We start from the raw sequence: 26231 nt of genomic DNA, 5'->3' as shown, positions 1-26231 counted from the left end.
TCTGGCAGATAAATTGTCCGGCAAAAGGTTTATATTTGGTTATGGAAAAGACATCAAATGACCATTTGTGTAAAAAACCCAATAGGCGGATGCGCAGGGGCTGGGCGCTGTACTTTGCTTTTGAGTTGTTAACTATGCTTGTGTTCGCTATAATAGGGGTTATCAGAAGTTTTATATAAAAGGCTATTTTTTACGCCGCCAACCAATACTGCTTCCAAATACCTATTGATTATCTCCTGGTTTAACCGGTGATTATCTCTTGGTTTAACCCGTTTTTTATACTCCATTTCACCGATTTTTCCTCCACTAACATACTATGCACATCCCTTAGATTTAGGCTTTCCGGACCTGATTTCATTTTATATTTGCCCCTATGGCTAAGACGAGTGCAGACACCCCCCTTATGCAGCAGCACCGGGCAATTAAGCAGAAATACCCGGATGCAATCCTGTTGTTCAGGGTAGGTGATTTTTACGAAACATTTGGTGAGGATGCCATCCTTGCTTCCCAGATCCTTGGAATCACTTTGACTAAAAGGAACAATGGTTCGCCTTCATCCAGTGAATTGGCGGGATTTCCGCATCATGCCCTTGACACCTACCTGCATAAACTGGTAAAAGCCGGTTACCGGGTCGCCATTTGTGACCAGCTGGAAGATCCAAAACTGGCAAAAGGGATAGTAAAAAGAGGGGTTACCGAATTAGTGACTCCGGGCGTTGCCACCAATGATAAACTGCTTGACCATACCAGCAATAACTTCCTGGCCAGTATTCATTTTGAAGATGACCATCTCGGCATCGCTTTCCTTGATATCTCAACGGGAGAATTTTTTGTTGCCGAAGGAAACCAGGAATATGCGGACAAACTGCTCCAGACCCTGAAACCTGCTGAAGTCATTTTTCAACGCAGCTACCAGAAACATTTCAAAGAAACTTTCGGAACCCGTTTTTATACCTATACGCTGGAAAGCTGGATTTTCGACCGTGGTTATGCCACGGAAAGCCTGTTAAAACATTTCCAGACCCATTCCCTTAAGGGCTTCGGCATCGAAGAAATGGGAGATGCAATTACTGCCGCCGGTGCGATTCTGCATTATCTGAAAGATACCGAACACCCAAACCTGCAGCATATAACGGCCATCCAGCGGCTGGACCAGGAAGATTATCTCTGGATGGACAAGTTTACGATCCGTAATCTTGAACTTCTTGGAACCGGTAGCGAGAACGGGCAGACACTGCTTAAAACTCTCGACAATACAGTTTCCCCGATGGGTGCACGATTGCTGAAACGCTGGATCGTTCTGCCATTAAAAGACAGCCGCAAAATCAATGAGAGGCTGGAACTTGTTGAATATTTTATCAAGGACCCTACCCTTCGCAATGGGATGACCCAGCATATCAGGCAGACCGGGGACGTAGAACGATTGGTGAGCAAGATCCCGATGAAAAAGATCAACCCCCGCGAAGTAATGCAGATTGCACGCGGACTCACGCATATCGCCGAAATCAAAAAGGCCTGTGCCGGCGCTTCGAGTGAGTACCTGAAAAGAATGGGCGATGCATTAAATCCTTGTGTTTATATACTTGAAAAAATTACCCGGGAAATCGCTGAAAATCCACCGATCACGGCGGCCCGGGGAGCGGTAATAAGATCCGGGATTAACGAAGATCTTGACCACCTGAGAAAAATTGCAACAGGTGGCAAAGAATACCTGGTGGCACTTCAGCAAAAGGAAGCGGAACTAACGGGGATCACTACCCTAAAAATAGGTTTCAATAATGTGTTTGGTTATTTCCTGGAGGTGACCAATTCTCATAAATCGAAAGTGCCGGATGCCTGGACAAGAAAGCAGACCCTCACAAACGCCGAAAGGTATATTACCCCGGAATTAAAAGAATACGAAGAACAGATTACCGGTGCAGAAGACAAAATCCAGGCAATAGAGATCGACCTGTATGAAAAACTATTGCTCGAACTGCAGGACTATATCTCACCCATGCAGGTGAATGGTAATATTCTCGGGATCATAGATTGTATCTCTTGTTTTGCAAATAATGCCTTACAGTTTCAATATAAGAGACCAGTGTTGCATGAAGGCCAGGAGCTTGAACTGATTGAAAGCCGGCACCCGGTGATCGAAAGAAACCTGCCTGTAGGAGAATCGTATATCCCGAACGACATAATGCTGGATTCAAACGCCCAACAGATCATAATACTTACGGGACCGAACATGAGTGGTAAAAGCGCCATACTGAGGCAAACTGCACTACTCACCCTGATGACCCATATGGGAAGTTTTATACCGGTCTCATCTGCAAGAATTCCACTGACTGACAAAATTTTCACAAGGGTTGGTGCGAATGATAACCTGAGTGGTGGTGAATCAACTTTTATGGTGGAGATGAATGAAACCGCCAGCATCATCAACAATATTACATCGTCCAGTCTTGTGCTGCTTGATGAAATCGGCCGGGGTACCAGTACCTACGATGGTATTTCGATTGCCTGGAGCATAGCCGAATATCTTCATAACAGCCAGCATAAACCGAAAACACTTTTTGCCACCCACTACCATGAGCTGAATGAACTGGAAAACAAACTTCCAAGAGTCAGGAACTATCATGTAACAAATAAGGAAGTCGGAAACAAGATTATCTTTTTGCGAAAGCTTGCACCGGGTGGAAGCATACACAGCTTTGGTATACATGTGGCGAAAATGGCGGGTATGCCCCCGGCTTTGATTAGCCGCGCAAATGAAATTCTTTCCCAGCTCGAAGAAAAAAATGTTGACCCGGGTGGGGCAAAGTCTTCAATAGGTGAACAGGTGAAAAAACTATCGACTCCAAAGATCCAGCTTTCCATCTTTGATGCCCATAGTGAAACATTTGACCAGATCAGGAAGTTGCTTGAAGACACTGATATCAATAGGTTGACACCGGTGGAAGCTTTGTTGAAACTGCAGGATATAAAAGGTATGATTAAATAGAGATCTTGAGCGTGGTATCAGCACAATTTTGCAGAGTTCTTTTGCATTCCTTCGCTCCGTGTGAGCGGGATGGTGCCTTTGTTTGGCTGTGTCCCGTGGTTAACACCTTTGCTGATGCCGGGAGCTGTTCTTGTCTCCGATCCGCTTTTATTGCCCTGATCGGCTTTGTTGGGGATCTTAGAGTATTCAAAGAATCTGGAAATTTACCTGATTCTCAATAAACAATTAAAATTAGCAATATCTTGAAGTTTATGAAATATCCGGAACTGTTCGCGTTAACCCAAAAGAATTTAACTGATAGGGTACTCCACGGGTTACATTTGCTTCGAACATGTAATACTCAGCGTGATTACTAAATCACGGCAATAACTCTTCTAATTTCTTCTTCAATTTATCGCCTCTTAAATCTTTTGCGATTATTACCCCGTCTTCGTCAATCAAATAATTAGACGGATAAGCAGTGATTCCATATATAACGGCTGCTTCATTTTTATCCCCCCTTAGGTCGCTCACATTTTCCCAAGGCAACTTATCCTCCTTAATTGCCTCCAACCAGAAAGCTTTATTTTCATCAGCAGAAACACCAAAAATCACAAAACCTTTATCTTTAAAGATGTTATATGTCGCCACGAGTGAAGGATTCTCTTTTCTGCAAGGTCCGCACCATGAAGCCCAAAACTCCAATAAAGTATACTTTCCTTTAACAGATGACAGCTTAACCTTATTCCCATTGGAATTCACTTGTTCAAAATCAGAGAATTTATTGCCGACTTGAATATCTTTATTAAGTTCAATAAAATTACTGATATGCTTTGCAAATGAAGTTTGCTTTATTTCCGGACTTAAATTTTGATATAACGCAACCGTCTTTTCTTTACCCAATATTGGGGCATAGATATCTAATAAATAGGCGCTGACTAAAGACTTTGAATTGCTTTTGATGTATTCTATATCAAAATTCTGGTTTTCAGTCCTCGCAATTCTGATTTTATCCTGCAATATTTTCTTTCGTACCGAATCTTTTTCAGTCTGATATAGCCTGGAAAGGCTATCCTCTTTTTTATCTAGCGGTACTTTCAGTATTAAAAGCCTTTCGTTTTCAGACTGAGTTTTAGATCCTATAATTACAGCTTTTTTGAACTCGCCTTCGTTAAGATGTATGCGGACGTTTTCTTCAGCCCAGAATCTTACATAATTACTATATCTGGAGGTGAAAATAATGACCATTTGAGCCTTTTCATCCCGTTTACCACTTAAACGAAATTTTCCATTTTGCACTTTTGCGGAGTCCAGCATTTTTTCCGGTGAGGCGGTTCTTAAATACAACCAGGTTCCATCCACAATTCCGCTGGTTGTCCCGCTTATTCTAAAAGTTTGAGTTATTGCTGAAGTAGCTGAAACTAAAAGGATACACAAGAAGCATGTCTTTTTCAGAGCGTTCATAGATTTAATATTTATATTCAAATGTATCTAGAACCAGCGGGTGTAAAATTTTAATTAGACTACTCGTATCATAAATTCGACAGATTGTAAAATTTTAAGAATAGTCGAAAAAAATAGGTTTTCTGTCGAAAATATGATGACAAAATATTTGATAGGATTAGATAAATTTACATTTACACATGTCTATAAAGTATTCAAAGTATTTCAAAATAGAAGCGATTTTTTTCACCACTTACTTTTATGTATTTAGAATACTTACCGATCTTGAATATAATTTCTGGGAAAGAAAAATCTCTGGCATTTCTTTTTCCGAGTTGGAGCATAGCTTAGCTTATGGCACTTCCAGCTTGGCTGCATTTTATATTTTTTATCGGATAGTCCGGAATTATTTATCTAATAGAAAATTGTTAAGATCTATAGGGTTTGTCTTACTATTTTTAGTATGCTTTTCCACCTATCAAAAAGGAATTAACTATTTTTATGCGCATCTTGACTTTTTATCGGCTGAAGTAAGATCACTCGCCACACAAGCTTATAAGGTTAATTCTATTGGTTATAGTTTGGCTTATATGTTTAAGGAATTTTTGGCCATCAGTTGTCTTGCTTATTTTATCCATGCTGATAAACAAAAGGAGCAGATGAAGGCATTAAAAGAAGAGCAACTTATTTCTGAACTTACCTACCTGAAGTCACAACTCCAACCTCATTTTTTCTTTAACACGATGAACAACATTTATGGTTTGGCATTGCAAAGGGCAGAGGAAACTGCACCCTTGGTTGCAAAACTAGCAGAAATGATGCGGTACATCCTTTACCGGACAGATGAGAAATTTGTTTCTTTAAACGAAGAAATTGAATTTATTCGTAATTATGTAGAGGTAGAAAATATTCGGTATCGCTCAATGATAACCATTAGTTTTGAGGTGCAGGGGATTGACGAGGACAGCAAGATAAGTCCGTTGCTTTTACTGCCGTTTATTGAAAATGCTTTTAAACATGGCATTCAGGAAGAACAAAAGGAAGGTTTTGTTGATGTTGTGATTTGCAAAACAGAAGCAGAATTGATCATGGAAGTAAGTAACAGTATTGCAGGCTCCAAAAAAAATACCTGCGGAATCGGTTTAGTGAACCTCAAGAAAAGACTGGAGATTTTGTACCCCAAAAAGTACAAGCTGCAAATACAGAACGATGAGAAAGTCTATCACGTAAGTTTGACCTTAGCATTAATATGATTAATTGCCTGATTGTTGACGACGAACCGATTGCGCAGAACATTTTAGAAAGCTATGTGAATAGTATTACTCAATTATGTCTGATCAAAAAATGCAGCACAGCTTTTGAAGCCTTTGAAGTTTTACTCGAACAAAAAATTGACTTAATGTTTCTGGACATCAAAATGCCGGCTTTAAATGGCATAGAATTTTTGAAATCGCTTAAAAACCCTCCGGCAGTTATTTTTACAACTGCCTATTCTGAATATGCTGTAGCAAGTTATGAACTGGAAGCCGTTGATTATCTGTTAAAACCAATAACAATCGAGCGTTTTAAGAAGAGTTTAGATAAAATTTTTAAACATCATACAATTACGATTAATAAAGAGAAAGATTATACTTACTTTAAAATATCCGGGAAGCTCTTAAAAGTTAATCATAATGATATAGTTTATGCCCAATCTATTAAAGACTATATCATTTTACACACCTCAAACGGAAATTTAATAATTCACATGACGATGAAATATTTGAGCGAATTATTACCGATCAGTACATTTTGCAGGGTTCATCGTTCTTATTTAATTAACTGTTCTTATATTTCTGAGATTGAAAGGAATCAAATTAAGATCAACGAATTTGAAATTCCTATTAGCGAAAGCTATAAGGATATCATTTACCGGCTAAAAGAAAAATTGTAAATACATCGAACGGTTCAGTGCTCCGAATCGAAAAGGAACAAATGAAATTTTTTGTGAGAATGAACTCCCTTATTGTGTATGCCTTACAGAAATAATAATGTAAATCATTTATTCATTGCTGCAGCCATCATTTTCCCTTTCACGCGATCAACCCATCCACGGTAGGCTCTCTTGTGCCAGTAACGACTTTGACAGGCTGAATCATAATAACCTGAAGTAGCAGAATATTTCAAGCAGCATCAATTGTAGTCTGGACAACAACTCATGGGTATTAATTTAAAAAAACATGATGCTAAAACAGTGCTAAATCTACATACGGAATTCCTCTTTCAATTTAATGTAGAGATTTTGGTAGATCCCGAAGTTCCGGTCGTAAGCTGCGGAGGAGTTTGTTGCAGGTGAATATGTTTTTTGAATCGTCAGAAACCGGGATGCATCCTCAACCTTTTGAATAACATTTGTTGCATATAAACCCAGCATTGCAGCACCAATTGATGATGCATCAGCAGTATCGGTTATATGAACCTTTTTGCCAAGTATGTCGCACAGTATCTGCACCCATGCCGGCGACTTTACAAATCCACCACTTGCATAAATATTGTTGATGGTTCCAATTGTTTCTTCAATGGACAGGCTCACATCTCTCAGTGAAAAGCAGATTCCTTCAATGATAGCACGTATGAAATGCGCCTGGGTATGAACAGATTTGATCCCAAAAAACACCCCCTTGGCTTCTGCGTCCCATACAGGAGCACGCTCACCCTGAATATAAGGAAGGAATACTAATCCCTCGCAACCCGGAGCCACAGTAGAAGCAGTTTCTATGAACGCTTCGAAACCGCCGGAAGCATCACCTTTATTTTGAAAAGACTGAACCTTAGCTTCCGAAACACCTGCTTCGTTTTGAGAAATATCCAAATTATATTGCAGGAAGTTTTCGGTATACCATTTCAATAAAACGCCACCGTTATTAATCGGTCCTCCTGAAACGAAAAGTTCAGGGGTCAGAATGTAATTGAAGATTCTCCCCTTCGCATCATATTTTGGAGCAGCGTTCACCATTCTCACAGCACCACTTGTACCTATGGTTACTGCAACATCGCCGTGCTTCACGGCATTAGATCCAAGATTTGCAAGACAGCCATCGGTGGCCCCCAAAACAAGTTGAGTTTGAAGCAAAAGATCTTTGTTAAGACGATAATCAACCTGTTCTATATGAGTCGTTGTAACGGGTGGGCTTAGTTGATCAATTGTTATACCTGCAAGTGACAATGCAACCGGATTCCACCTCAAATGGTAGATGTCAAATAACCCGGTGCCTGAAGCTATTGAATAATCTACCAGGTATTTCCCGGTGAGCCGATGCACTATGTACTCTTTGATAGATATAAAACGTGTTGCTTTTTTGAAAAGCGCAGGTTCAGTTTCCCTGAACCACATGATTTTACAAAGCGGTGTCATCGGATGAATCGGGGTACCCGAAAGCCTGTAAATATCTGCACCTTCCGGTGAGGCTCTTAATCTTGCTGCCTGGTTACGGCTGCGTAGATCGGCCCAGGTGACCAGGTTTGTTATGGGTTGATTTTCTTTATCCACCAACAGCAAACTATGCATAGCTGAGCTGAAACAAATCGCAGTGAGAGCAGCTTTGCCTTCTAAGGAAATAAGTATTTCGGAAACTGTTTGGATGAACGCTTCAAATAAAAAAACCGGATCCAGTTCATGATGGCCAGGGACGGTCTCAAGTGGCTCGTAAGACCTGTACGCGTTACCAAGTATCTCACCATCATGGCTAAACGCAACGGCTTTGGTGCCCGAAGTACCGATATCAATTCCAAGGATATAATTCATCCGTGCTAAACTATATTAAATTGTCGAACCTGCCCACAGAGACCTTTGGCAGACAGGGTGGAACTTAATGATTAAATCATGGATAGCTAAAGTCCGGATAAAAATTGAATCGATGTAGTCAAAACATTGAAAAAGTGATCACCGCTATCTAAGCGACTTCGTCGAGAATATTTATCACCGTTATCTAAGCGATTTCGTTGAGGATATTTATAACGGTGTCAACCTGTTCCCTGGTATTATGTTTTGAAAAGGAAAATCTTACCGTCACCTGGTTAGGATTGTTGTTGATAGCCCGAATAACATGAGAACCCTGGTCGGCCCCGCTTGTACATGCGCTACCACCGCTCGCGCAGATATGATGAATATCCAGATTAAAAAGCATCATCTCCGATTTTTCAGTTTTCGGGAAAGAAACGCTCAGCACTGTATACAGGCTCCTGCCCTCCGGATCTCCGTTAAATTCGATCCCTGGTACCTTTTCGCTTAACTGCCCCATCATGTATTGCTTCAAACCGGAAATATATACACGGTCTTTTTCATAGTTCGCAGTTGCCAGTTCCAATGCTTTTGCGAAGCCAACGATACCATAAAGGTTTTCTGTACCCGCGCGCATGTTTCTTTCCTGGCCACCGCCATGAATAAAAGGCGAAATCTTTACATTCTCATTGATGTATAAAATACCGACACCTTTGGGGCCATGAAATTTGTGACCTGCACCGGTGATAAAATGTACAGGTGTATTTCTAAGATCAAACGGAAAATGACCTACTGTCTGAACCGTATCGGAATGGAATATCGCTCCGAATTCTTTACAAATATTACCGGCTGCATTTATATCGAGGATGTTACCGATCTCATTGTTTGCATGCATCAAAGTCACCAGTGCCTTTTCGGGAGAAGATGAAAGTAATAGCCGGAGATCATCCAGATCCACATGACCATCCGGCAATAATTTCATATAACTTAATTTAATCTTGTTCCGGCTGGCCAGGTATTCCACAGTATGCAGCGTAGCATGATGTTCAATTGAAGAAGTAATAATATGACCACAGCCGAGATCATTCACCGCCGAATTGATGGCTGTATTTGAGCTTTCGGTTCCACCCGATGTGAAAAATATTTCTGCTGGGTGAGCATTCAGAATTTTAGCAACAGACTTCCGGGCGGTCTCGATAGCTAATCTTCCTTCGCGGCCATATGAATAGATGGAGGATGGATTACCGAACTTTTCGGTCAGATAAGGCATCATAGCTTCGAGCACCAGCGGGTCGAGCGAAGTGGTCGCAGCATTATCAAAATATATTCGATCCATTTGTTCAACTTTTAGGTACCATGGCAATCAACTCTACTTAGTCTCAAACTCCAGCTTTGGTATTCTACTCTTCTTTCTGTTATTCATGCACCTGCTTTGGCACTATGTCCCAACTCTATAATTGCTTCCACCTGATTTAGCAACTTTACTTAATTCTATTGCATCATGCACAGTTTTGGCACCTTAACTTAATTCTTTAATGTCATGCACAGTTTTGGCAGCTTAACTTAACTCCTTATTATCATGCATCAGCTTTGGCACTTAACTCAACTCTTTTATATCGTGCATCAGCCTTAATGCCATATTATTTGCTGTGCTTTCAAAACTGGATTCGGCGTAAATACGAATAATGGGTTCAGTATTAGATGTGCGGAGATGTACCCAATCGGCATCAAATTCAATCTTGAGACCATCTTCGGTATTCACGGGCTGATTTTTATATTTCTTGCGGATCTTCTCAAACAAGGTAGGTATATCAGTTTCTTTCTCGAGCTGGATCTTGTTTTTCGAAATAAAATAATCGGGATATTTTGCCCTGAATGATTTGATTCCATTCCTGTGAGATGCAAGCGCAGATAAGAATAATCCAATACCGATCAAGGCATCGCGTCCATAATGGAGATCCGGGACAATGATACCACCGTTACCTTCTCCGCCGATTACTGCGTTATTTTGCTTCATCTTCGCAACCACATTTACTTCTCCAACCGAAGAAGGGAAATACTCGCCGCCATTTTTTATGGTTATTTCCTTCAGCGCTTTCGTGCTGCTCATATTACTAACCGTATTTCCCGGTCTTTTGCTGAGCACATAATCGGCAACGGCGACCAGGGTGTATTCTTCACCGAACATGCTGCCATCTTCATTCACAAAACACAAACGATCCACATCGGGATCCACGGCGATCCCCAGATCTGCCCTATGGGTTCTGACCGCAGCACTTAATTCGGTAAGATTTTCCGGCAGAGGCTCGGGGTTATGCGCAAATTTGCCATTGATTTCACCATTAATAACGATCACTTCCGATACACCGAGCGCCTTTAACAACGGGGGTATAAATAAAGCACCGGTACTGTTCACAACATCGACAACTATCTTATAGTTTTTGTCACGAATAGCTTCCAGGTTTACCAGCGGGTAATTAACCACTGCATCAATATGATTCTGCAGGAAGTTTTCCCCGGCAGTTATTGTTCCAAGTTTGTCAACCGATACAAAATCAAAATTCTCCTGTCTTGCTTTTTCCAGAATGACGGCGCCGGCTTCAGCATCCAGGAACTCACCTTCATGGTTTAGCAATTTTAGTGCGTTCCATTCTTTTGGATTGTGGCTGGCAGTTATGATAATACCACCCCCTGCATTCTCCCATTTAACCACCAGTTCTACGGTTGGTGTGGTTGATAAACCAATGTCCACCACATCTATTCCAAGCGAAATCAAAGTGTTTACCACCAATGACTGAACCATAGATCCACTGATCCTTCCATCACGACCTACAATAACCTTCTTATTTGAAGCTTTGTTCTCGAGCAACCAGCTTCCATAAGCTGCGCTGAATTTAACAACATCAAGAGGGGTTAAATTATCACCGGTCTGTCCGCCAATTGTTCCCCGGATTCCCGAGATACTTTTTATCAATGCCACTGAGGTATAAATTTATGGGTGCAAAAATAAGGATTGCAGGTGGGAAAAGAAATATAGAATATTCATAATTAATACTATTACGCTGGCAAAACTTTGTGTATAAAGCAATTCATGGAATTTCATTTTTGATTTCCCCTACATTTGTCAAAATATCCGGAACATGTCCGTTTCAGCAAATTGGTTTCAGGTTTGGTTCAATTCTCCATATTATCACAAGTTGTATTTTCAGCGGGACGAGAACCGGACGGATTTGTTCATCAAGAAGCTGATAGATCGTTTAACACCTCCGGCTGATTCTTTGCTAGTAGATCTCGCCTGTGCACGGGGCACCCACGCCAAAATGATGGCAGATATGGGTTATGATGTTACCGGGATCGACCTTGCCCCCGAAAGCATTGACCTGGCCAAAGAAATGGAAAACGATAAACTCCATTTTTATCAACACGATTTAAGACTTCCTTTCTGGATCAACTATTTCAATTACGCCTTTAGTTTGTTTTCCACTTTTGGATATTTCCGGACCGAACACGAACATTATAATGCGATCAGGACCATCTCGCAATCATTAAAAGCGGGTGGTGTATTTGTACTTGACTACCTGAATGTTCATTATGCCGAAAACAACCTTGTACATAAACAGGAATTAGAGATAGCTGGCGTAAACTACTTTATTACCAAATGGTTTGATGAAACTCATTTTTATAAAAAGATCATCATCGAAGACGAAAATTTAAAGGAACCACTCGAATATATTGAAAAGGTTTCCAAGTTTAGCCTTGGCGATTTTACAGATATGCTGGCATTTCATCATCTCCAGATCCAGGAAGTATTTGGATCTCACGATTTTGCGCCTTACGATGTAAATAAGTCACCGCGACTTTTAATGATAGCGAAAAAGATTGTTTGATTCAAAGATAGAAGCCAGCTCCCTTCAGTAAGCCTGCTTCGCCGGATGAGCCTGGGGTTGGGTTGATTTGCCACTGTGATTCCTGCCTTTTAAAATGTGATTTATTGATTTTCGATGTTCATGGCGTTCACTCGGTTCTAAACTTCGCAGGATGGGCCTGGGGGTTGGGTTGATTTTGCCACGGTGATTCCTGCTTAAGGTGTGCTGCATTATGTTTGTAGGGGTTGTAACCCTGATCATCTTTTTGTTCCATGATCGGCTTTTGTATTTTTTATTAGGTGGTGATCACTTATGCGCCCTGATCGGCTGCAGTAACACTGAGCAGGAATCAAAGGCGGCAAATCAACCCAACCCCCAGGCCCATCCTGCACGCCTCAACCTCGCTCTCTTAATTGGATATGCGATCATCACAACAAAATTCAACATTAACTTATTAGAGTTTTTAGAATTGCAGTATCGCATTCCATAAAGCCCCAATCTAACCCCCTTTATAAACTCACGTCAAAATGATTGGGCTATTGAAGATGCTTTGATGATACCGACAATGCATTCGACTATGAAACCATCAATAAAGGACAGGTAAGACTTGTTATGACTAGTCGCATATCCCCCAAATGGATGAACGGGTTGAGAGCGGGATGGTGCCTTTGAGCGGCCTTCGTACCGTGGTTAGAGTTACTGCAGCCGATCAGGGCCCAATACCAGCTATCCCCTTGATGAATTCCTAAAAAGCCGATCAAGGCACAAAAAGATGACCGGAGACAACAGCAGCCTCAGAAATCAGGAAAAATGCTAACCACGGGACACAGACGCGAAAAGGCACTTATCACGCTCACAACGGAGCGAAGGAATGAAACAGAGCTGTTGCTTAATTGTGCTGTTCAATCCGAAACTATTTCACCATAATGCTGCTCAAATCCGGGACTATCTCCACAAGCGTAAATCCGGTATCACTTCTTCTTATTGTTCAAAATAAGATATTTCGAAGCCTCATAAATTGCATCCGAAAGCAGTTTCATTTCTTTTTCAATCTTTTCATTTTCAGCAGTTTTAGCCGGTTTATCATTATTTCTGATTGAAACAAACTCCAACTGCCCGGTTTTTAATTGAGTTCTGAGAAAATGTTCACCTGCAATAACCCCTGTCTGCGCATAATCCGGGTCGAAAATAAAAGCTGCACCTCTGTCTCTGGTCGCAGAATCCAGCAGATCGCGACCCAGAGCAGAGTTTACATAAGGGGCATCCATCATCCCGGCAATTGTGGGTAGAATATCAATTTGTGAGCAAATCGTATTGATCCGCCTTGCCGGTAAAAGACCTGAACCATAAAATAGCAGTGGCACATGCTCAGCAGCGAGCCTTTGTTCTGTCCAGGCATTTGGAAGAATTGCCGAAGCGCTGCCCGGAATGCCATGATCTCCTATAAAAGCAAACACCGTATTCTCGAAGTATTTTTCTTTTGAAGCCGCCTTAAAAAACTGTTCAAAACAGAAATCCGTGTACCGGAAAGCATTTAACTCGGCGAGCGTTTCAAATCCATATTTTTTTAAAGTATCAAGCGGCACATCAACTTTCTTAAAAGCTGCCTGGTCCTCTTCAGGAATCGTGTAAGGCCGGTGATTGTCTGAAGTCTGAATAATCGCAAAAAATGGGCTGTCCTGTTTCGCCAGTACTTCATTTGCTTCGAGGAAAAGGTTTTTGTCACTTATACCCCAGACATCGATCCTGGGCGACCGGTAACTGTTTTCCTCATACATATTCAATCCTTCAATATTATTGGTCAGCACCCCCCGGATATTTGCCCAGCTTGAACTTCCTCCCAGGAAATAGAACTTAGAGTAGTTTTTAAATTCATTGATGATTGTCCGCTGGTTTACAGCCAGTGGATTTCGACTGGCCGTTGTTGGCATTTCAACATCAGGAATACCCGTGACGGTTGCCCAGACCCCTCTTGCTGTGCCATAAGTCGGAGTAAAACAGTGGTCGAAGAATAAGCCCTGTTTGCTCAGGCTGTCGAAAAACGGCGTGGTGTTCAATGGATTTCCCCACATAGAACTTTTATAACCACTGAATGATTCGCAGATTACAAGTATAATATTTGGTCTTGTTTTGATAGCGCCTGGTCTCGGCTGAATTGTCCGGCTGAAGTCCAGGTCATGGCTTCCGGATTCATTCAAACCAAGAAAACCCTTTAGCACAGGATTTAACTCACGCAACTTCACAAGATCATAAGTGCTCTTACGAAACTTCAAAGAATTCAAAAATGATTCAAAAGGATTCAAAGCAAGATTGGCTTTGTAGTCGCTTCCCAACGCAAATGCATCACTCCATCTCAGGGGATATTGATTGAATCTTCCAAAAATACAGATACCGCAAACCAGGAAAACGGCGATGAATGAAATTATCCGGGTCCGCTTTGAAGGCCGGCTTTCTGCCCTTGCAACTCTACGAAAAGAGAACCGTAGAATCAGGACAAAGCCGAATGTTACCAGTAGTATTACGAGGATCAGCCGGATCACAGGATATGATTCCCAAACCATTCCGAGAGAAATACTGGTGTCTTCCAGGTAATTTAATACACTGGCATTAAGCCGCTGGTTGAGATAACTAAAATGAGCAAAATCGATCGCATAAAAAAACAGGATCAGAAAGGCCAGCAAACCGAGCAGGTTCAACCAAACCTTCCGATGAAGTTTGGACCTGAAAGGATTAAGGACGGGTATACTCCCGAAAATCAGGATGGTAACGAGAATGATTGAAATTGTACGAAGATCATAACGCAAACCCAACACCATTGCCTTCATTACTTCTCCGAATGAATTGCCCTGGTTCGGAAAAAATAAATACAGCGCCAAACGCATCAACGTCATCAGCAACAAAAGTATCAGGCCGAGATTCAGGATCCAACGAATAAGCCTGGGCAAGGTGGACATATAGGATTTTATCATATCAGGGCCGTAAAATTATGTTTTCTTATTTACTGATGGAACGCAAAAATTATCACCCTATTTTTGCGCCTATGTTTCTACTAACGGGCTCAATCTGGAAATACATTGATCCGGTTGATCGGTGGCTGATAAAACACATAAACCAGGATTGGGGCAATCCCGTTTTTGATTATATACTGCCCTTTGTAAGGGAAACCGGGTTCTGGTTGCCCTTGTATTTTTTCCTATGCATTTTTGTGGTTATTAACTTCGGTAACAGGGGATTATGGTGGATACTCGGCTTTCTACTTACGGCAGCAGCCGCGGATATCATCAGCAGTCATTTAATTAAGGAGTTTGTGATGCGTACCCGCCCCTGCCAGGACCCGATAGTTGGACCTCAGCTACGTTTTTTTATAAATTATTGTCCGGGTAGCTCAAGTTTCACTTCTTCACATGCTACCAGTCATTTTGCACAGGGCATGTTTTTTTATATGACTTTGAGATCAGTATTTAAATGGGCATGGGTATTCCTGGTTTGGGCCTTCGTGATTTGCTATACCCAGGTTTATGTTGGGGTACACTATCCTTTTGACGTTCTTTGTGGTGGAATAGTAGGCTGTGGCATTGGTTTTATCATTAGTAAATTACATCTAAAACAAGCAGGATTGCTTAGTTTAGATAAATAATTAGCAGCTTACAATGGTTGAGATATTTATTATCCTCGGTCTTATTTTATTGAATGGAGTTTTTTCGATGGCTGAGATCGCCCTTGTTTCTGCAAGAAAAGCAAGATTGGAAGCGCAGGCCCACCGCGGCGACAGCAGGGCAAAAGAAGCCCTGAAGCTTTCAAATCACCCCGATACATTTCTATCTACTGTTCAGATCGGGATTACCCTGATCGGGATTCTCTTAGGTATCTATTCAGGCGAAAAGCTAAAAAGTGATCTTGTCGGTTTTTTAAACGGATTTGAAACGATAAGACCATATAGTGATGCCGCAGCAACTGCAATTATTGTTGTTATCATCACCTATTTCTCCCTTGTTTTCGGCGAACTGGTACCGAAAAGACTGGGCCTTTCCCGACCCGAAACAATCGCGAAGCTGTTGGCAGGGCCGATGCGTTTTGTGAGCCTGATAACTCATCCTTTTATCTGGCTGCTCACAAAATCCACCAATATCATTGTCAAACTCTTCAACATCCAGGCTAAAGACACCCAGGTAACAGAAGAAGAAATCAAAGCTATTATCAGTGAAGGCACAGAACAGGGCACCATCGAGGAAGCCGAACAGGAGATTATCGAAAGGGTTTTTCACCTCGGCGATCGCAACATCACCTCCCTGATGACCCATCGCAGCGATATCCACTGGTTCGATATAAACGACAATGAGATTTCCATCAAGGAAAAGATCGTAAGGGAACCTCACTCTATCTATCCTGTTTGCGAGGGTGATATTGATAATATAAAAGGTATCATTTCCCTGAAAGATCTTTATGTCACAAATGATCTTACCTTATTTAAGCAAATCATGAAGCCGGCTCTTTTTGTCCCGGAAAATGTCACTGCCTACAAGGTGATGGAAAAGTTCAAGGAGAAAAGGGTCCATGCCAGCTTCATCGTTGATGAATATGGATCAATCCTGGGAATGATCACCCTTAATGATATTCTTGAAGCCATCGTTGGTGATCTTCCCGAACCAGATATGGAAGACTATGAGATTACCGAAAGAGAAGATGGCACTTTTCTCGTAGATGCACAGATTCCGTTTTATGACTTTCTCCGCAGTTTTGAAAAAACGGAATGGATGAATGAAGGCGAACAGGTCTTCGATACACTTGCCGGGTTTATTCTTCACAAATTAGAGCGGATTCCCCAGACCGGTGATAAAATGGATTGGCAGGGTTTTACTTTTGAGATTGTTGATATGGATGCGCAGCGGATTGATAAGGTGCTGGTGATTATTAGTGAGAAGTTACGGGGTGAGATGGAATAGGTTGCTTCTTTTCTTATATCTTAATTATGCAACAGTTTTTGGTCGCTTCTTCGCTCCGTTGGGAGCGGGATTGTGCCTTTTTGCGGCTGTGTCCCGTGGTTAATACCTTTCGTTATGCCGTTCTTTGCTGTTGTCTCCGATCGGCTTTTTGCCCTGATCAGCTTTTTTAGGAATGCTTCCAGCGCTGGTTTCTGTTGGGCTCTGATCGGCTTCAGTAACTTCGACCACGGTACGAAGGCCGCGCAAAGGCACAATCCCGCTCCCAACTCTCTCATCCACTTTGGGGGATATGAAACCAGTCATAACAAAACTTATTAAATCACTATTGCTGATTTCATTGCCCTTATCATCAAATCATTCGAAGACGCCAATCACTTTTCATTATTTTATAAAAGATAGATGATCACCTATCGAATGTTCAGGTTTTGCTTCTGCCACTGCTAATCTGAAATATAAGCGATGCAACATCCATTGGGACAAATAAAAACTGTAAGCTGCAAATAGTACAAATAGTGCAAACGCTGCAAACAGTACATATGCTGCAAACAGTGTGACGTAGTAACATTGTAAACTTACAATTGAAGGAATACCCACTATTTAGCCACTAATATTTTGAATGAATGATGCAAGTATTGCTACGGGGCAGTTATCAGGTTCCCTGCGAATTGCTTTCGGTGAGATTCAAACACAGAGATAGACAAGAGTACAAGGGGAAGGTAAACAACAGGTTTAGGATAGCCGAATTTGGACACCCGCATTTGGGAAAAATGTCATTACAATCAGTGCAATGCTGACAACTCTAATGCCGGTTGTTGCAATAAGAGAATGGTGAATTTTATTGAACTAATCGCATATCCTCCCAAGTGATCGAGGTTAGAACGTGCAGGATGGGCCCGAGGTTGGTTTGATTTGCCACATTCGATTCCTGTTCGGAGTTACCGAAGCCGATCAGAGCCCAACAGAAACCAGCGCTGGAAGCATTCCTAAAAAAGCCGATCAGGGCAAAAAAAGCCGACCGGAGACAAAAGCAGAAAGCGGCATGAACAAACGTATTAACCAGGAATCACAGTGGCAAATCAAACCAACCTCAGGCCCATCCGGCGGAGTGAAGAACCGAGTGAACGCCATGAACATGCAAAATCAGCAATTCACATCAGAAAAAAGATCAAAACGAGAAAGCAGCATTCGAATCAGGATTATCTAGCTTCGTGCTCTTGCGCTTGCCTCCAACAGTCACATGCATAAGATTAATCTGCTCCTTGAAATTATCATATAACAAATCATTCATAACTGAAATATTCCTCGGAGTCGAAACCACCTGCGAAACCTCGAAATAACTCCAGACCGCATCAAGCTCCCTTTCGAAACCAATTAAATTCAATTTTACCGGCTTACCATCAATCGTTATTACCAGGTGTTTTCCTATATAATTGCTGATTTGTTTACCTGTTAAGGCAGTATCTTTTGGACTAAACAGGTCGATCTTTGAACCTGTAGCTTTCGCAAGTACCGTTTCAAAATCATCTGTAAAGATCTTGCAGGAAATTTCGAGGGTTTTGTCTTTGGGATTATGATTCATTTCGGTGACACTCACGAAGATGGGATGAAGGGGGGAAAATACCGGAGATAACACGGGGGATGATAAAGTTGTAAAGCCCGTAACCACTAAAACACTGAAAATCAAGAAAAGAATACTGAATCTTTTATATAAATTGCTTACCATTTAACATTAATATTTTTCCGATACAAATCTCTTATTTATTTTAGAAACCATGCAGGATTTCTGGTTATTCTTCCAACTGGGCTTTGAACATATTGCGGATCTTGCTGGATATGATCATATTATTTTTGTACTGGCACTTTGTCTCCGTTATACATTCGACGACTGGAAACGAATCGTAGTACTGATCACAGCTTTCACTGTTGGTCATTCGGTCACCCTCGCATTAAGTACCCTGAACTATATTAATGTTCCTGCTGACTGGATCGAGTTTCTGATTCCTGTTACCATAGTTATTACTGCCCTGAGTAATATTCGTCAGAAAGAGTTCAGGTTCAGAACCCGGTTTCCACCGATCTATTTCCTTGCTTTGTTTTTTGGACTGATACATGGATTAGGCTTTTCAAATTATCTCAAAAGTCTGCTGGGAAAAGATACAAACATCATCCCCCAATTACTGGCATTTAATCTTGGATTAGAGGTAGGACAGCTACTAATAGTTGCACTGGTATTGATAGTTTCCTTAATTTGCATACGTTTCCTTAACTTCCAACGACGCGAATATTTGCTATATGGCTCAGGTGCCGTATTCGGCATCGCATTGATAATGGCTCTTGAACGATTTCCAAAATAAAAAACAGGTGTACATGAAAAAAAGTGTTTTTGCATTTTTTGCTCTGACGATTTCTGCATTGGTCTCAAATGCGCAGAATATTCAGAACAATCCTAATTCTAACCATGGGAACAAATTTGAACAGCTGGGAACTATGCTTCCTACTCCTAATGAGTACCGATCGGCAAGTGGTGCCCCCGGCCCAAGGTACTGGCAACAAAAAGCAGATTATGATATCAAGTGCGAACTTGATGAAGCAAATCTCAAGCTGATCGGTTCAGAAACTGTTACTTACTTCAACAACTCACCGAACACGCTGAATTATATCTGGCTGCAGCTGGATGAAAATGAACACAGTGCAAAGAACAATGCAAATTATCAGAATAGCAGCGTGATGCCAAGAATGCTCAGCGAGCAGATGGCGAACAGCCTGGAAAATAGCAAAGAAGACAACGGGTTCGGATTTAATATCCGTAAGCTGGTTGATGGTCTTGGAAAGAAACTGGAATACACTGTTAATAAAACGATGATGCGCGTTGAGATGCCTGTTCCTTTAAAACCGGGTCAGAAATTTGTTTTCAAGCTTGACTGGGATTATAAGATTTCTGATCGTATGGCCCAGGGCGGACGTGGCGGTTATGAAATGTTCCCGGACGGAAATGCGTTGTTCACGATGTCACAATGGTATCCCCGCCTTTGCGTATACAGTGATGTGGTTGGCTGGCAGAATCATCAGTTCACCGGTCGCGGCGAATTCGCACTCACCTTTGGAAACTTCAAAGTACAAATGACGGTTCCCGCTGATCATGTAATTGGATCAACCGGTGAATGTCAGAATTATGCCCAGGTGCTTTCACCTGCCCGACTGGCTCGCTGGACAAAAGCCCAGACCTCGAAAGACGTTGTTGAGATTGCAACCCTCGATGAAGCAAAAAAAGCAGAAGGAACAAAAAGCAAGGAAAAGAAAACCTGGATTTATAAAGCAGACAATGTGCGCGACTTTGCATGGACAGCCTCCCGCAAGTTTGTATGGGATGCAATGCCAATCACCGTTGAAGGAAAAAAGATTATGTGCATGAGCTTTTACGGAAAGGAAGCCTACGGTTTATATCGTCCCTTCTCGACTAAAGCAGTTGCCCATACCATCAAATCATATTCAAAGTTTACCATCCCCTACCCTTACCCTGTAGCTCAGAGTGTTGAGGCTGCTAACGGTATGGAATACCCGATGATTTGTTTCAACTATGGCCGCACTGAAAAAGATGGCACTTATAGTGAAGCGACAAAATATGGTATGCTGGGAGTTATCATTCACGAGGTGGGTCATAACTTCTTCCCTATGATCATAAACAGCGATGAGCGCCAATGGAGCTGGATGGATGAAGGATTAAACTCTTTTGTTGAATACCTTACTGAAGAACTCTGGGATAATAAATTTCCCGTACGAGGTAAAGGACCTGCTTTTGCAATAGTTGATTATATGAAATTGCCAAAAGATCAGCTCGAGCCGATCATGTCAAATTCTGAAAACATTGTTCGTTTCGGACCAAATGCATATACCAAACCGGCAACAGGTTTCAATATGCTGCGCGAGACTATCATGGGTCGCGAGTTGTTTGACTATGCATTTAAAGAATATGCCAGGAGATGGGCCTTCAAACATCCGGAGCCTGCGGATCTGTTCAGAACAATGGAAGATGCTTCCGGCGAAGATCTTGACTGGTTCTGGAGAGGATGGTTTTTTGGTACTGAACCAAGTGACCAGTCCCTGGATTCTGTAAAATATTACAGACCCGACCTGGCAGCAACACCACCAGCACGTACCCAGGGTGGAGCTGCAACACGTTCATTGGAAAAGCCAATGGGAAATGATTTTGATGATGTTTCAAAAATCAGGAACCGGGAAGAAGGCATCAAGTTCGCCACTGATGCCGATACCAGTCTCCGTGATTTTTACTGGAGATATGCCAGGGGTATTGAAAAATATGATAGCACAAAATATCCATATGAACCCCAGGGTAGTGCATTTGAAGCAGCTGACGAAGCAACAAAAACTAAACTTGCCAACAAACATTTCTATGAAATTGCCGTAAGCAATAGAGGAGGATTGGTAATGCCTGTTATCGTTGAATGGACTTTCAAGGACGGAACAAAAGAAATTGACCGTATCCCTGCTCAGATCTGGCGTCTCAATGAACAAAAGATCTCCAAGCTGTTTATGAAAGATAAGGAAGTAGCATCTGTGAAACTGGATCCAATGCGTGAAACAGCAGACATTGATGAAAGTAATAATATCAAAGGTGATATAACCGCTGTTTCAAAATTCACTTTATTCAAACAAAGACAACAAGCCCGTGGCCAGTCATCAGGCATCAACCCAATGCAGAAGGCTCAGGAAAAGGAAGGCAAAAAATCGTTCTAATCTCCAGCATTAGATACGGTCCAATTTACAGGCAATGGCTTCAAACACCATCGTTAAATAGATGATCGTTAAATAGATGATCGATAAATAGACGATCGATAAAACGATCGATAAAAAGATGGTCGATAAAAAGATGATCGTTAATAAGATGCACGTTACTAAGATGATCGTTACTAATAACAATAATCAAATCGTTTTGTCAAAACAAAAAGTCCGGAAATTAATCCGGACTTTTTGCACCTATATCGCTCCGATGGGAAACCAGTCAACACATTAACCCAACACTCAGGGATTACAAGTATGATTGCAGGAAAGCAATTGCTAAATTGGTGATTGCATTCCATACAGTATCTCCGTCAAGACATATCAAAAGTTTAATAGAACACAATATTTTTGGATTTGTCTTATGGAAAATTAATCTTCAGGCATCATAATCTAAACCTAACTTTTATGCGGGCATTGCCACAACTATTGATACAGACCATGTTGATGGCATTTGTGGTCCATGTTGTGGCCCAGGTCCCTCCAACATTTGTTATTAAAGGCCATCTTCAAAACCTGAAACCTGGCGTTGTCATTTACTTACAATATAGAGATAGAGTTCGAGATATAGATAGTCTAAGAACTGATTCGGTACTAACGAAAAAGGGTGGGTTCCTAATAAAAGGCACTATCCGGCAACCGGTAAAAGCAACGATTTGGATGAGTCACCCTGATGCTTTAAGCGACAACAACGGAAACAGGGATGAACTTTCGTTTTACCTCGAGCCTGGACATTTTAGCATAACCGGTGATCGGAAATTAAACGCCACCATCATAACAGGAATGCGTGAGCAACAAGCCTACAATGCCCTGAACAAGGCTTTAATACCATACGATGCTGATTTGAAACTCTTACAGGATGAGCGGGTAAGGGCGGAAGAGGCAATACCCCGGGATGAAAAAAAGCTAGAGGCAATACGCACACGGTCTCCTGTACTATATCTGAACCGGCATAGGGCCACGAACGTCTTTATAAAAAGCCACCCTGATGCCCTGGTATCGCTGGACTTACTAGATGATAGAAGCTATCTGATTGAAGATCTGTCCGAATTTGACAGCTGTTTCCAGGTGCTTAATGATCGCCTGAGAAATTCGAATGTGGGAAAATCTTTGGCTGCTAAAATCAACACTGAGAAAAAAACCAGTCCGGGCAAAAAAGCAATCACCATTGCGCAAAAAAATCCATCCGATAGCCTGGTCTCACTTACTTCTCTAAAAGGAAAATATGTTCTAATAGATTTTTGGGCAAGCTGGTGTGGTCCCTGTCGCGAAGACAATCCGCAGTTGCTCACGAATTATTACAAATACCATGGCAAAAATTTTGAAATATATGCGGTATCGCTGGATACTAAAAAAGCACCGTGGATACAAGCCATCGCTGAAGATAAATTACCCTGGATCCATGTCAGCGAGTTAATAGGATGGAAGAATACCGCTGCCACTGATTATGGTATCCGTGCAGTTCCACAGAATGTCCTGATAGATCCATCGGGGATGATCATAGCCAAAAATCTGGATGGTGAAGCACTAGACAAAAAATTATCTTCGCTGTTGAATCCATAACAAATACCTAAATGGAATTTTTCATATCGGAATTTTTCATATCATGTATCATGTTACAAGTGGTTGATCATCCACCCTGTTTTTATTAAGCTTCATCACCTACACAACTCACCACTCACTCATCACTCATAACTCATAACTCATAACTCTGTTACTTAGCTTTTCTTCTGTTTATCAACAGACTTCTTCCTTCCCGATTCTTTCAGTGCTTTATCAATGATATATTCAAGCTGCCCGTTTACACTACGGAATTCATCGGCCGCCCATTTCTCGAGCGCTTTATACACTTCATCATCCATTCTCAAAACAAAGCTTTTTTTATCGCTCACAATATTTTTGCTTTTTTTGTTATGATACTCCGTCACATTGTAACAATTAAGCCTTTATATTATTATTGATACAAAGTGCCAGTATTAAGTATAGGCTGCGCACCCCTTTCACCGCAAAGAACTACCATCAGGTTACTGACCATTGCGGCTTTCTTTTCTTCATCCAGCGTTACAATCCCTTTCCTGGACAACATCTCAAGTGCCATTTCTACCATTCCTACCGCGCCTTCAACAATCTTAGACCTTGCTGCAACTATTGCTGTTGCCTGCTGACGCTGCAGCATTGCACCGGCAATTTCCTGGGCATAAGCCAGGTGACTAATCCTGGCCTCTTTTACGAGGATACCTGCGGCCGCCAGCCTTTCATTTAATTCCAACTCAAGCAAATCATTCACCTGTTCGCCTCCATCCCTGAGCGTGATGCTCGCATTCTCATCTTCCATATGATCATAGGGGCAGCTGTTCGCAAGGTGCCTCACAGCAGCTTCACTTTGAATTTTTACATAATGCTCATAATCTTCCACTTCAAAAGCTGCCTTATAAGTGTCGTTGACTTTCCAAACTATTACCGCCCCGATCTCTATGGGATTACCCAATTTATCATTCACCTTAAGCTTCGAGCTCTCCAGGTTTTCTGATCTTAATGAAATCTGTTGTTTTTTAAACAACGGGTTTACAAAAAGCAGCCCATTCTCTTTCACAGAGCCAACGTATTTTCCAAAAAAAGTAAGCACTTTGGAATGATTTGGACTGACAATGATAATTCCGGCCGCTATATACAATCCGGCTATCAGGCTGATAGCTCCGTACCAGACAAAGCTTGTGTCGCCTTCATTAGCTGTCCTTACAAAAAAGTAAACTGCCAGAATAACCAGCAAGAAAGAAATCAATAAGGCGATAAAGCCTGAAACGGGTTTAATAATCTTTTCCATTTATCGGGGGTTTTTGGTTTATTGATCAGGAAAATCTGTTCGATATCATTATGATATCAAATATATATCATCTCTTTTAATTTTCAAAACGATATTTTTGTAAAAAAAGTCCATGAAATATTGCCTTTTTGTTCTTGCAATGGTTGCTTTTATATCTGTTGAAGCTGGTACGGCAGACAGTATTTCCGTTTTCAGCAAAACCATGAAAAAAAATGTACCCTGCATGGTCGTCAAACCAAAAAACTATAAAAACAACAATGAACGCCTGGGTGTAGTATATCTTTTACATGGCTACAGCGGTAACCACCGGCAATGGTTAAATGATGCTCCGCAGTTGCTGGCGCTCGCAGACTCCTATAATATGTTAATCGTTTGTCCCGACGGTGGCTTTAGCAGCTGGTACTTTGACAGTCCTGTTGATTCTTCTTTCCGTTATGAAACTTTTATCAGTGCCGAACTTGTCAATTATATAGATCAGAATTATCGTACAATAGCAAATAGAAACGGACGTGCAATTTCAGGACTAAGCATGGGTGGTCATGGAGGGCTGTTTTTAGCAAGCCGTCATAGCAATGTATTTGGTGCCGCTGGTAGCATGGCGGGAGGCGTGAACCTTCGGCCTTTTCCTAAAAACTGGGATATCAGCAAAAGAATCGGCGATACTGCATGTTGTGAAGAGAACTGGAGAAATTATAGTGTAATAAATAATGTAGACGGACTTAAAAACAATGAACTTAAGCTTATCATTGATTGTGGTTATTCAGATTTTTTTCTTGGAGTGAATCGTGAGTTACACCAGAAATTGCTCAACTTAAAAATCGATCATGATTATATTGAAAGGCCGGGTGGTCATAATAAAGAATACTGGGGAAGCAGCGTAAATTACCAGCTGTTGTTTTTCCGGAAGTTTTTTGACAGCGGGAAGTAATGAACTAGTCAGAAGCCACCGGTACTGCCATCTCTGACCTTGATCTTCTTTTTGCCGGCGTTTTTCTTTTCGAAATCCAGCACCTCTTTAGGTTTTGCTATCGTCTTTTTATCAGTAGGTTTTGCCGTAACAGCGCCTGCATTTGCATCTGCTTTACCAAGGGTGAAGTTTTCAGTACGTACAAGTGTGCCGGTTTCTGAATCATAATATTTCCAGGTCCCGTGCTTAAGAGATGCACCTTCATTTTTTACAACCACTTTGCTGTAAGTATCAAGTTTATCGACGTCTTCGACAAGGATAGTATCATAGACTTTGTCAGGATTCAGCGCTTTCCATCCCTGTTCAAGTACCAGGTCGCCATGTTTTGAAAAATACTGGCAGATCCCATCTTTATAACCCCAACGATAATTTTCTTTACCCACCATATCTCCCATCAGGTTAAATAATCTCCATGCACCTTCCTTACGGTCGTCGACATAATAACCTTCCTCTTCATACCCGGGTTCGCCGCGGAGAGATTCAATCTTAACAACCCAGATCCCTTGCTTCTTGCCTTGCATATCAACCCGGTTAAGGGTGTCGCCCTTAGAGTTAATCTGAAAGTCCTTCCACTGGGCAGAAGCACTGACTGAGATAAACAGCGTCAGGATAAAAATTATTCGGGTCATGTATAAGTCGTTTACTTTAAAGAATCACCATAAGCCT

21 protein-coding genes are annotated in these 26231 nt (G+C 41.5%); 11 read left to right on the top strand and 10 right to left on the bottom strand.

Annotated elements, in window-relative coordinates:
• Window positions 1-373 precede the first annotated feature (373 nt).
• Window positions 374-2986, top strand: coding sequence for a DNA mismatch repair protein MutS (mutS, locus tag VK664_RS02910; RefSeq protein ID WP_461397102.1), 2613 nt, complete (start codon window positions 374-376; stop codon window positions 2984-2986).
• 357 nt (window positions 2987-3343) lie between these two features.
• Here mutS and VK664_RS02905 read toward each other — a convergent pair whose 3' ends face one another.
• The gene (locus VK664_RS02905; RefSeq protein ID WP_461397101.1) at window positions 3344-4429 is read right to left on the bottom strand and encodes a redoxin domain-containing protein; all 1086 of its coding nucleotides are present in this window, start codon (window positions 4427-4429) and stop codon (window positions 3344-3346) included.
• A gap of 179 nt (window positions 4430-4608) precedes the next feature.
• Between VK664_RS02905 and VK664_RS02900 the strand changes: the two genes are divergently transcribed.
• Window positions 4609-5661 (top strand): sensor histidine kinase, encoded by a 1053-nt coding sequence (locus VK664_RS02900; RefSeq protein WP_461397100.1) that lies wholly within the window; start codon window positions 4609-4611, stop codon window positions 5659-5661.
• Window positions 5658-6341 (top strand): LytR/AlgR family response regulator transcription factor, encoded by a 684-nt coding sequence (locus VK664_RS02895; RefSeq protein ID WP_461397099.1) that lies wholly within the window; start codon window positions 5658-5660, stop codon window positions 6339-6341. Before VK664_RS02900 ends, VK664_RS02895 begins: the two co-directional genes overlap by 4 nt.
• Window positions 6342-6650: 309 nt before the next feature.
• Here VK664_RS02895 and VK664_RS02890 read toward each other — a convergent pair whose 3' ends face one another.
• The 3 genes from VK664_RS02890 to glmM form a co-directional block, all read right to left on the bottom strand.
• The gene (locus VK664_RS02890) at window positions 6651-8192 is read right to left on the bottom strand and encodes a gluconokinase (protein ID WP_461397098.1); all 1542 of its coding nucleotides are present in this window, start codon (window positions 8190-8192) and stop codon (window positions 6651-6653) included.
• 184 nt (window positions 8193-8376) lie between these two features.
• Window positions 8377-9504, bottom strand: a complete 1128-nt coding sequence (locus tag VK664_RS02885; protein ID WP_461397097.1) for a cysteine desulfurase family protein — start codon at window positions 9502-9504, stop codon at window positions 8377-8379.
• Window positions 9505-9765: 261 nt separating this feature from the next.
• Window positions 9766-11148 carry a phosphoglucosamine mutase gene (glmM, locus tag VK664_RS02880; protein ID WP_461397096.1) on the bottom strand — a complete coding sequence of 461 codons (1383 nt, stop codon included), beginning with the start codon at window positions 11146-11148 and terminating at the stop codon, window positions 9766-9768.
• 160 nt (window positions 11149-11308) lie between these two features.
• On the opposite strand from glmM, the gene VK664_RS02875 reads away from it, so the two are divergent.
• Both VK664_RS02875 and VK664_RS02870 read left to right on the top strand, forming a co-directional pair.
• Window positions 11309-12055: a class I SAM-dependent methyltransferase gene (locus tag VK664_RS02875; RefSeq protein ID WP_461397095.1), complete on the top strand. Its 747-nt coding sequence runs from the start codon at window positions 11309-11311 to the stop codon at window positions 12053-12055.
• Between the two features lie 211 nt (window positions 12056-12266).
• Window positions 12267-12524: a hypothetical protein gene (locus tag VK664_RS02870; protein ID WP_461397094.1), complete on the top strand. Its 258-nt coding sequence runs from the start codon at window positions 12267-12269 to the stop codon at window positions 12522-12524.
• Between the two features lie 481 nt (window positions 12525-13005).
• Here the strand turns inward: VK664_RS02870 and VK664_RS02865 are convergent, their stop codons facing one another.
• Window positions 13006-15003 carry an LTA synthase family protein gene (locus VK664_RS02865; protein ID WP_461397093.1) on the bottom strand — a complete coding sequence of 666 codons (1998 nt, stop codon included), beginning with the start codon at window positions 15001-15003 and terminating at the stop codon, window positions 13006-13008.
• A gap of 17 nt (window positions 15004-15020) precedes the next feature.
• Here VK664_RS02865 and VK664_RS02860 point away from each other — a divergent pair, with 17 nt between their 5' ends.
• Both VK664_RS02860 and VK664_RS02855 read left to right on the top strand, forming a co-directional pair.
• The gene (locus VK664_RS02860; protein WP_461397092.1) at window positions 15021-15671 is read left to right on the top strand and encodes a phosphatase PAP2 family protein; all 651 of its coding nucleotides are present in this window, start codon (window positions 15021-15023) and stop codon (window positions 15669-15671) included.
• A 13-nt stretch (window positions 15672-15684) separates the two neighbouring features.
• Window positions 15685-16977: a hemolysin family protein gene (locus VK664_RS02855; RefSeq protein WP_461397091.1), complete on the top strand. Its 1293-nt coding sequence runs from the start codon at window positions 15685-15687 to the stop codon at window positions 16975-16977.
• A 99-nt stretch (window positions 16978-17076) separates the two neighbouring features.
• On the opposite strand, the gene VK664_RS02850 is transcribed toward VK664_RS02855, so the two are convergent.
• Both VK664_RS02850 and VK664_RS02845 read right to left on the bottom strand, forming a co-directional pair.
• A complete protein-coding gene (locus VK664_RS02850) occupies window positions 17077-17280 on the bottom strand; it encodes a hypothetical protein (RefSeq protein ID WP_461397090.1) in 204 nt (67 codons plus the stop codon).
• A gap of 862 nt (window positions 17281-18142) precedes the next feature.
• Window positions 18143-18700, bottom strand: a complete 558-nt coding sequence (locus VK664_RS02845) for a DUF6702 family protein (protein ID WP_461397089.1) — start codon at window positions 18698-18700, stop codon at window positions 18143-18145.
• A 49-nt stretch (window positions 18701-18749) separates the two neighbouring features.
• Between VK664_RS02845 and VK664_RS02840 the strand changes: the two genes are divergently transcribed.
• From VK664_RS02840 to VK664_RS02830, 3 genes are all read left to right on the top strand, one after another.
• Complete coding sequence (locus VK664_RS02840) at window positions 18750-19331, top strand: HupE/UreJ family protein (protein ID WP_461397088.1); 582 nt, start codon at window positions 18750-18752, stop codon at window positions 19329-19331.
• Between the two features lie 13 nt (window positions 19332-19344).
• On the top strand, window positions 19345-21732 hold the full coding sequence (locus tag VK664_RS02835; RefSeq protein WP_461397087.1) for a M1 family metallopeptidase: 2388 nt from the start codon (window positions 19345-19347) through the stop codon (window positions 21730-21732).
• 450 nt (window positions 21733-22182) lie between these two features.
• Entirely contained in the window at window positions 22183-23337 is a 1155-nt protein-coding gene (locus VK664_RS02830) for a thioredoxin-like domain-containing protein (protein ID WP_461397086.1), read from the top strand.
• Window positions 23338-23492: 155 nt separating this feature from the next.
• Here VK664_RS02830 and VK664_RS02825 read toward each other — a convergent pair whose 3' ends face one another.
• Together VK664_RS02825 and VK664_RS02820 are read right to left on the bottom strand one after the other, a co-directional pair.
• Window positions 23493-23702 (bottom strand): type II toxin-antitoxin system antitoxin, encoded by a 210-nt coding sequence (locus VK664_RS02825; protein ID WP_461397085.1) that lies wholly within the window; start codon window positions 23700-23702, stop codon window positions 23493-23495.
• A 26-nt stretch (window positions 23703-23728) separates the two neighbouring features.
• Window positions 23729-24598, bottom strand: a complete 870-nt coding sequence (locus tag VK664_RS02820) for an SPFH domain-containing protein (RefSeq protein WP_461397084.1) — start codon at window positions 24596-24598, stop codon at window positions 23729-23731.
• A gap of 112 nt (window positions 24599-24710) precedes the next feature.
• On the opposite strand from VK664_RS02820, the gene VK664_RS02815 reads away from it, so the two are divergent.
• Window positions 24711-25526 carry an alpha/beta hydrolase gene (locus VK664_RS02815; RefSeq protein ID WP_461397083.1) on the top strand — a complete coding sequence of 272 codons (816 nt, stop codon included), beginning with the start codon at window positions 24711-24713 and terminating at the stop codon, window positions 25524-25526.
• An 8-nt stretch (window positions 25527-25534) separates the two neighbouring features.
• On the opposite strand, the gene VK664_RS02810 is transcribed toward VK664_RS02815, so the two are convergent.
• Window positions 25535-26194, bottom strand: a complete 660-nt coding sequence (locus VK664_RS02810; protein ID WP_461397082.1) for a toxin-antitoxin system YwqK family antitoxin — start codon at window positions 26192-26194, stop codon at window positions 25535-25537.
• Between the last annotated feature and the right edge of the window lie 37 nt (window positions 26195-26231).

Source organism: Flavitalea sp., from assembly GCF_035489435.1.
Taxonomy (GTDB): domain Bacteria; phylum Bacteroidota; class Bacteroidia; order Chitinophagales; family Chitinophagaceae; genus DATHKG01.
The sequence above is the reverse complement of the archived record's forward strand: the minus strand, read 5'-3'. Positions and strand labels throughout refer to the sequence as shown.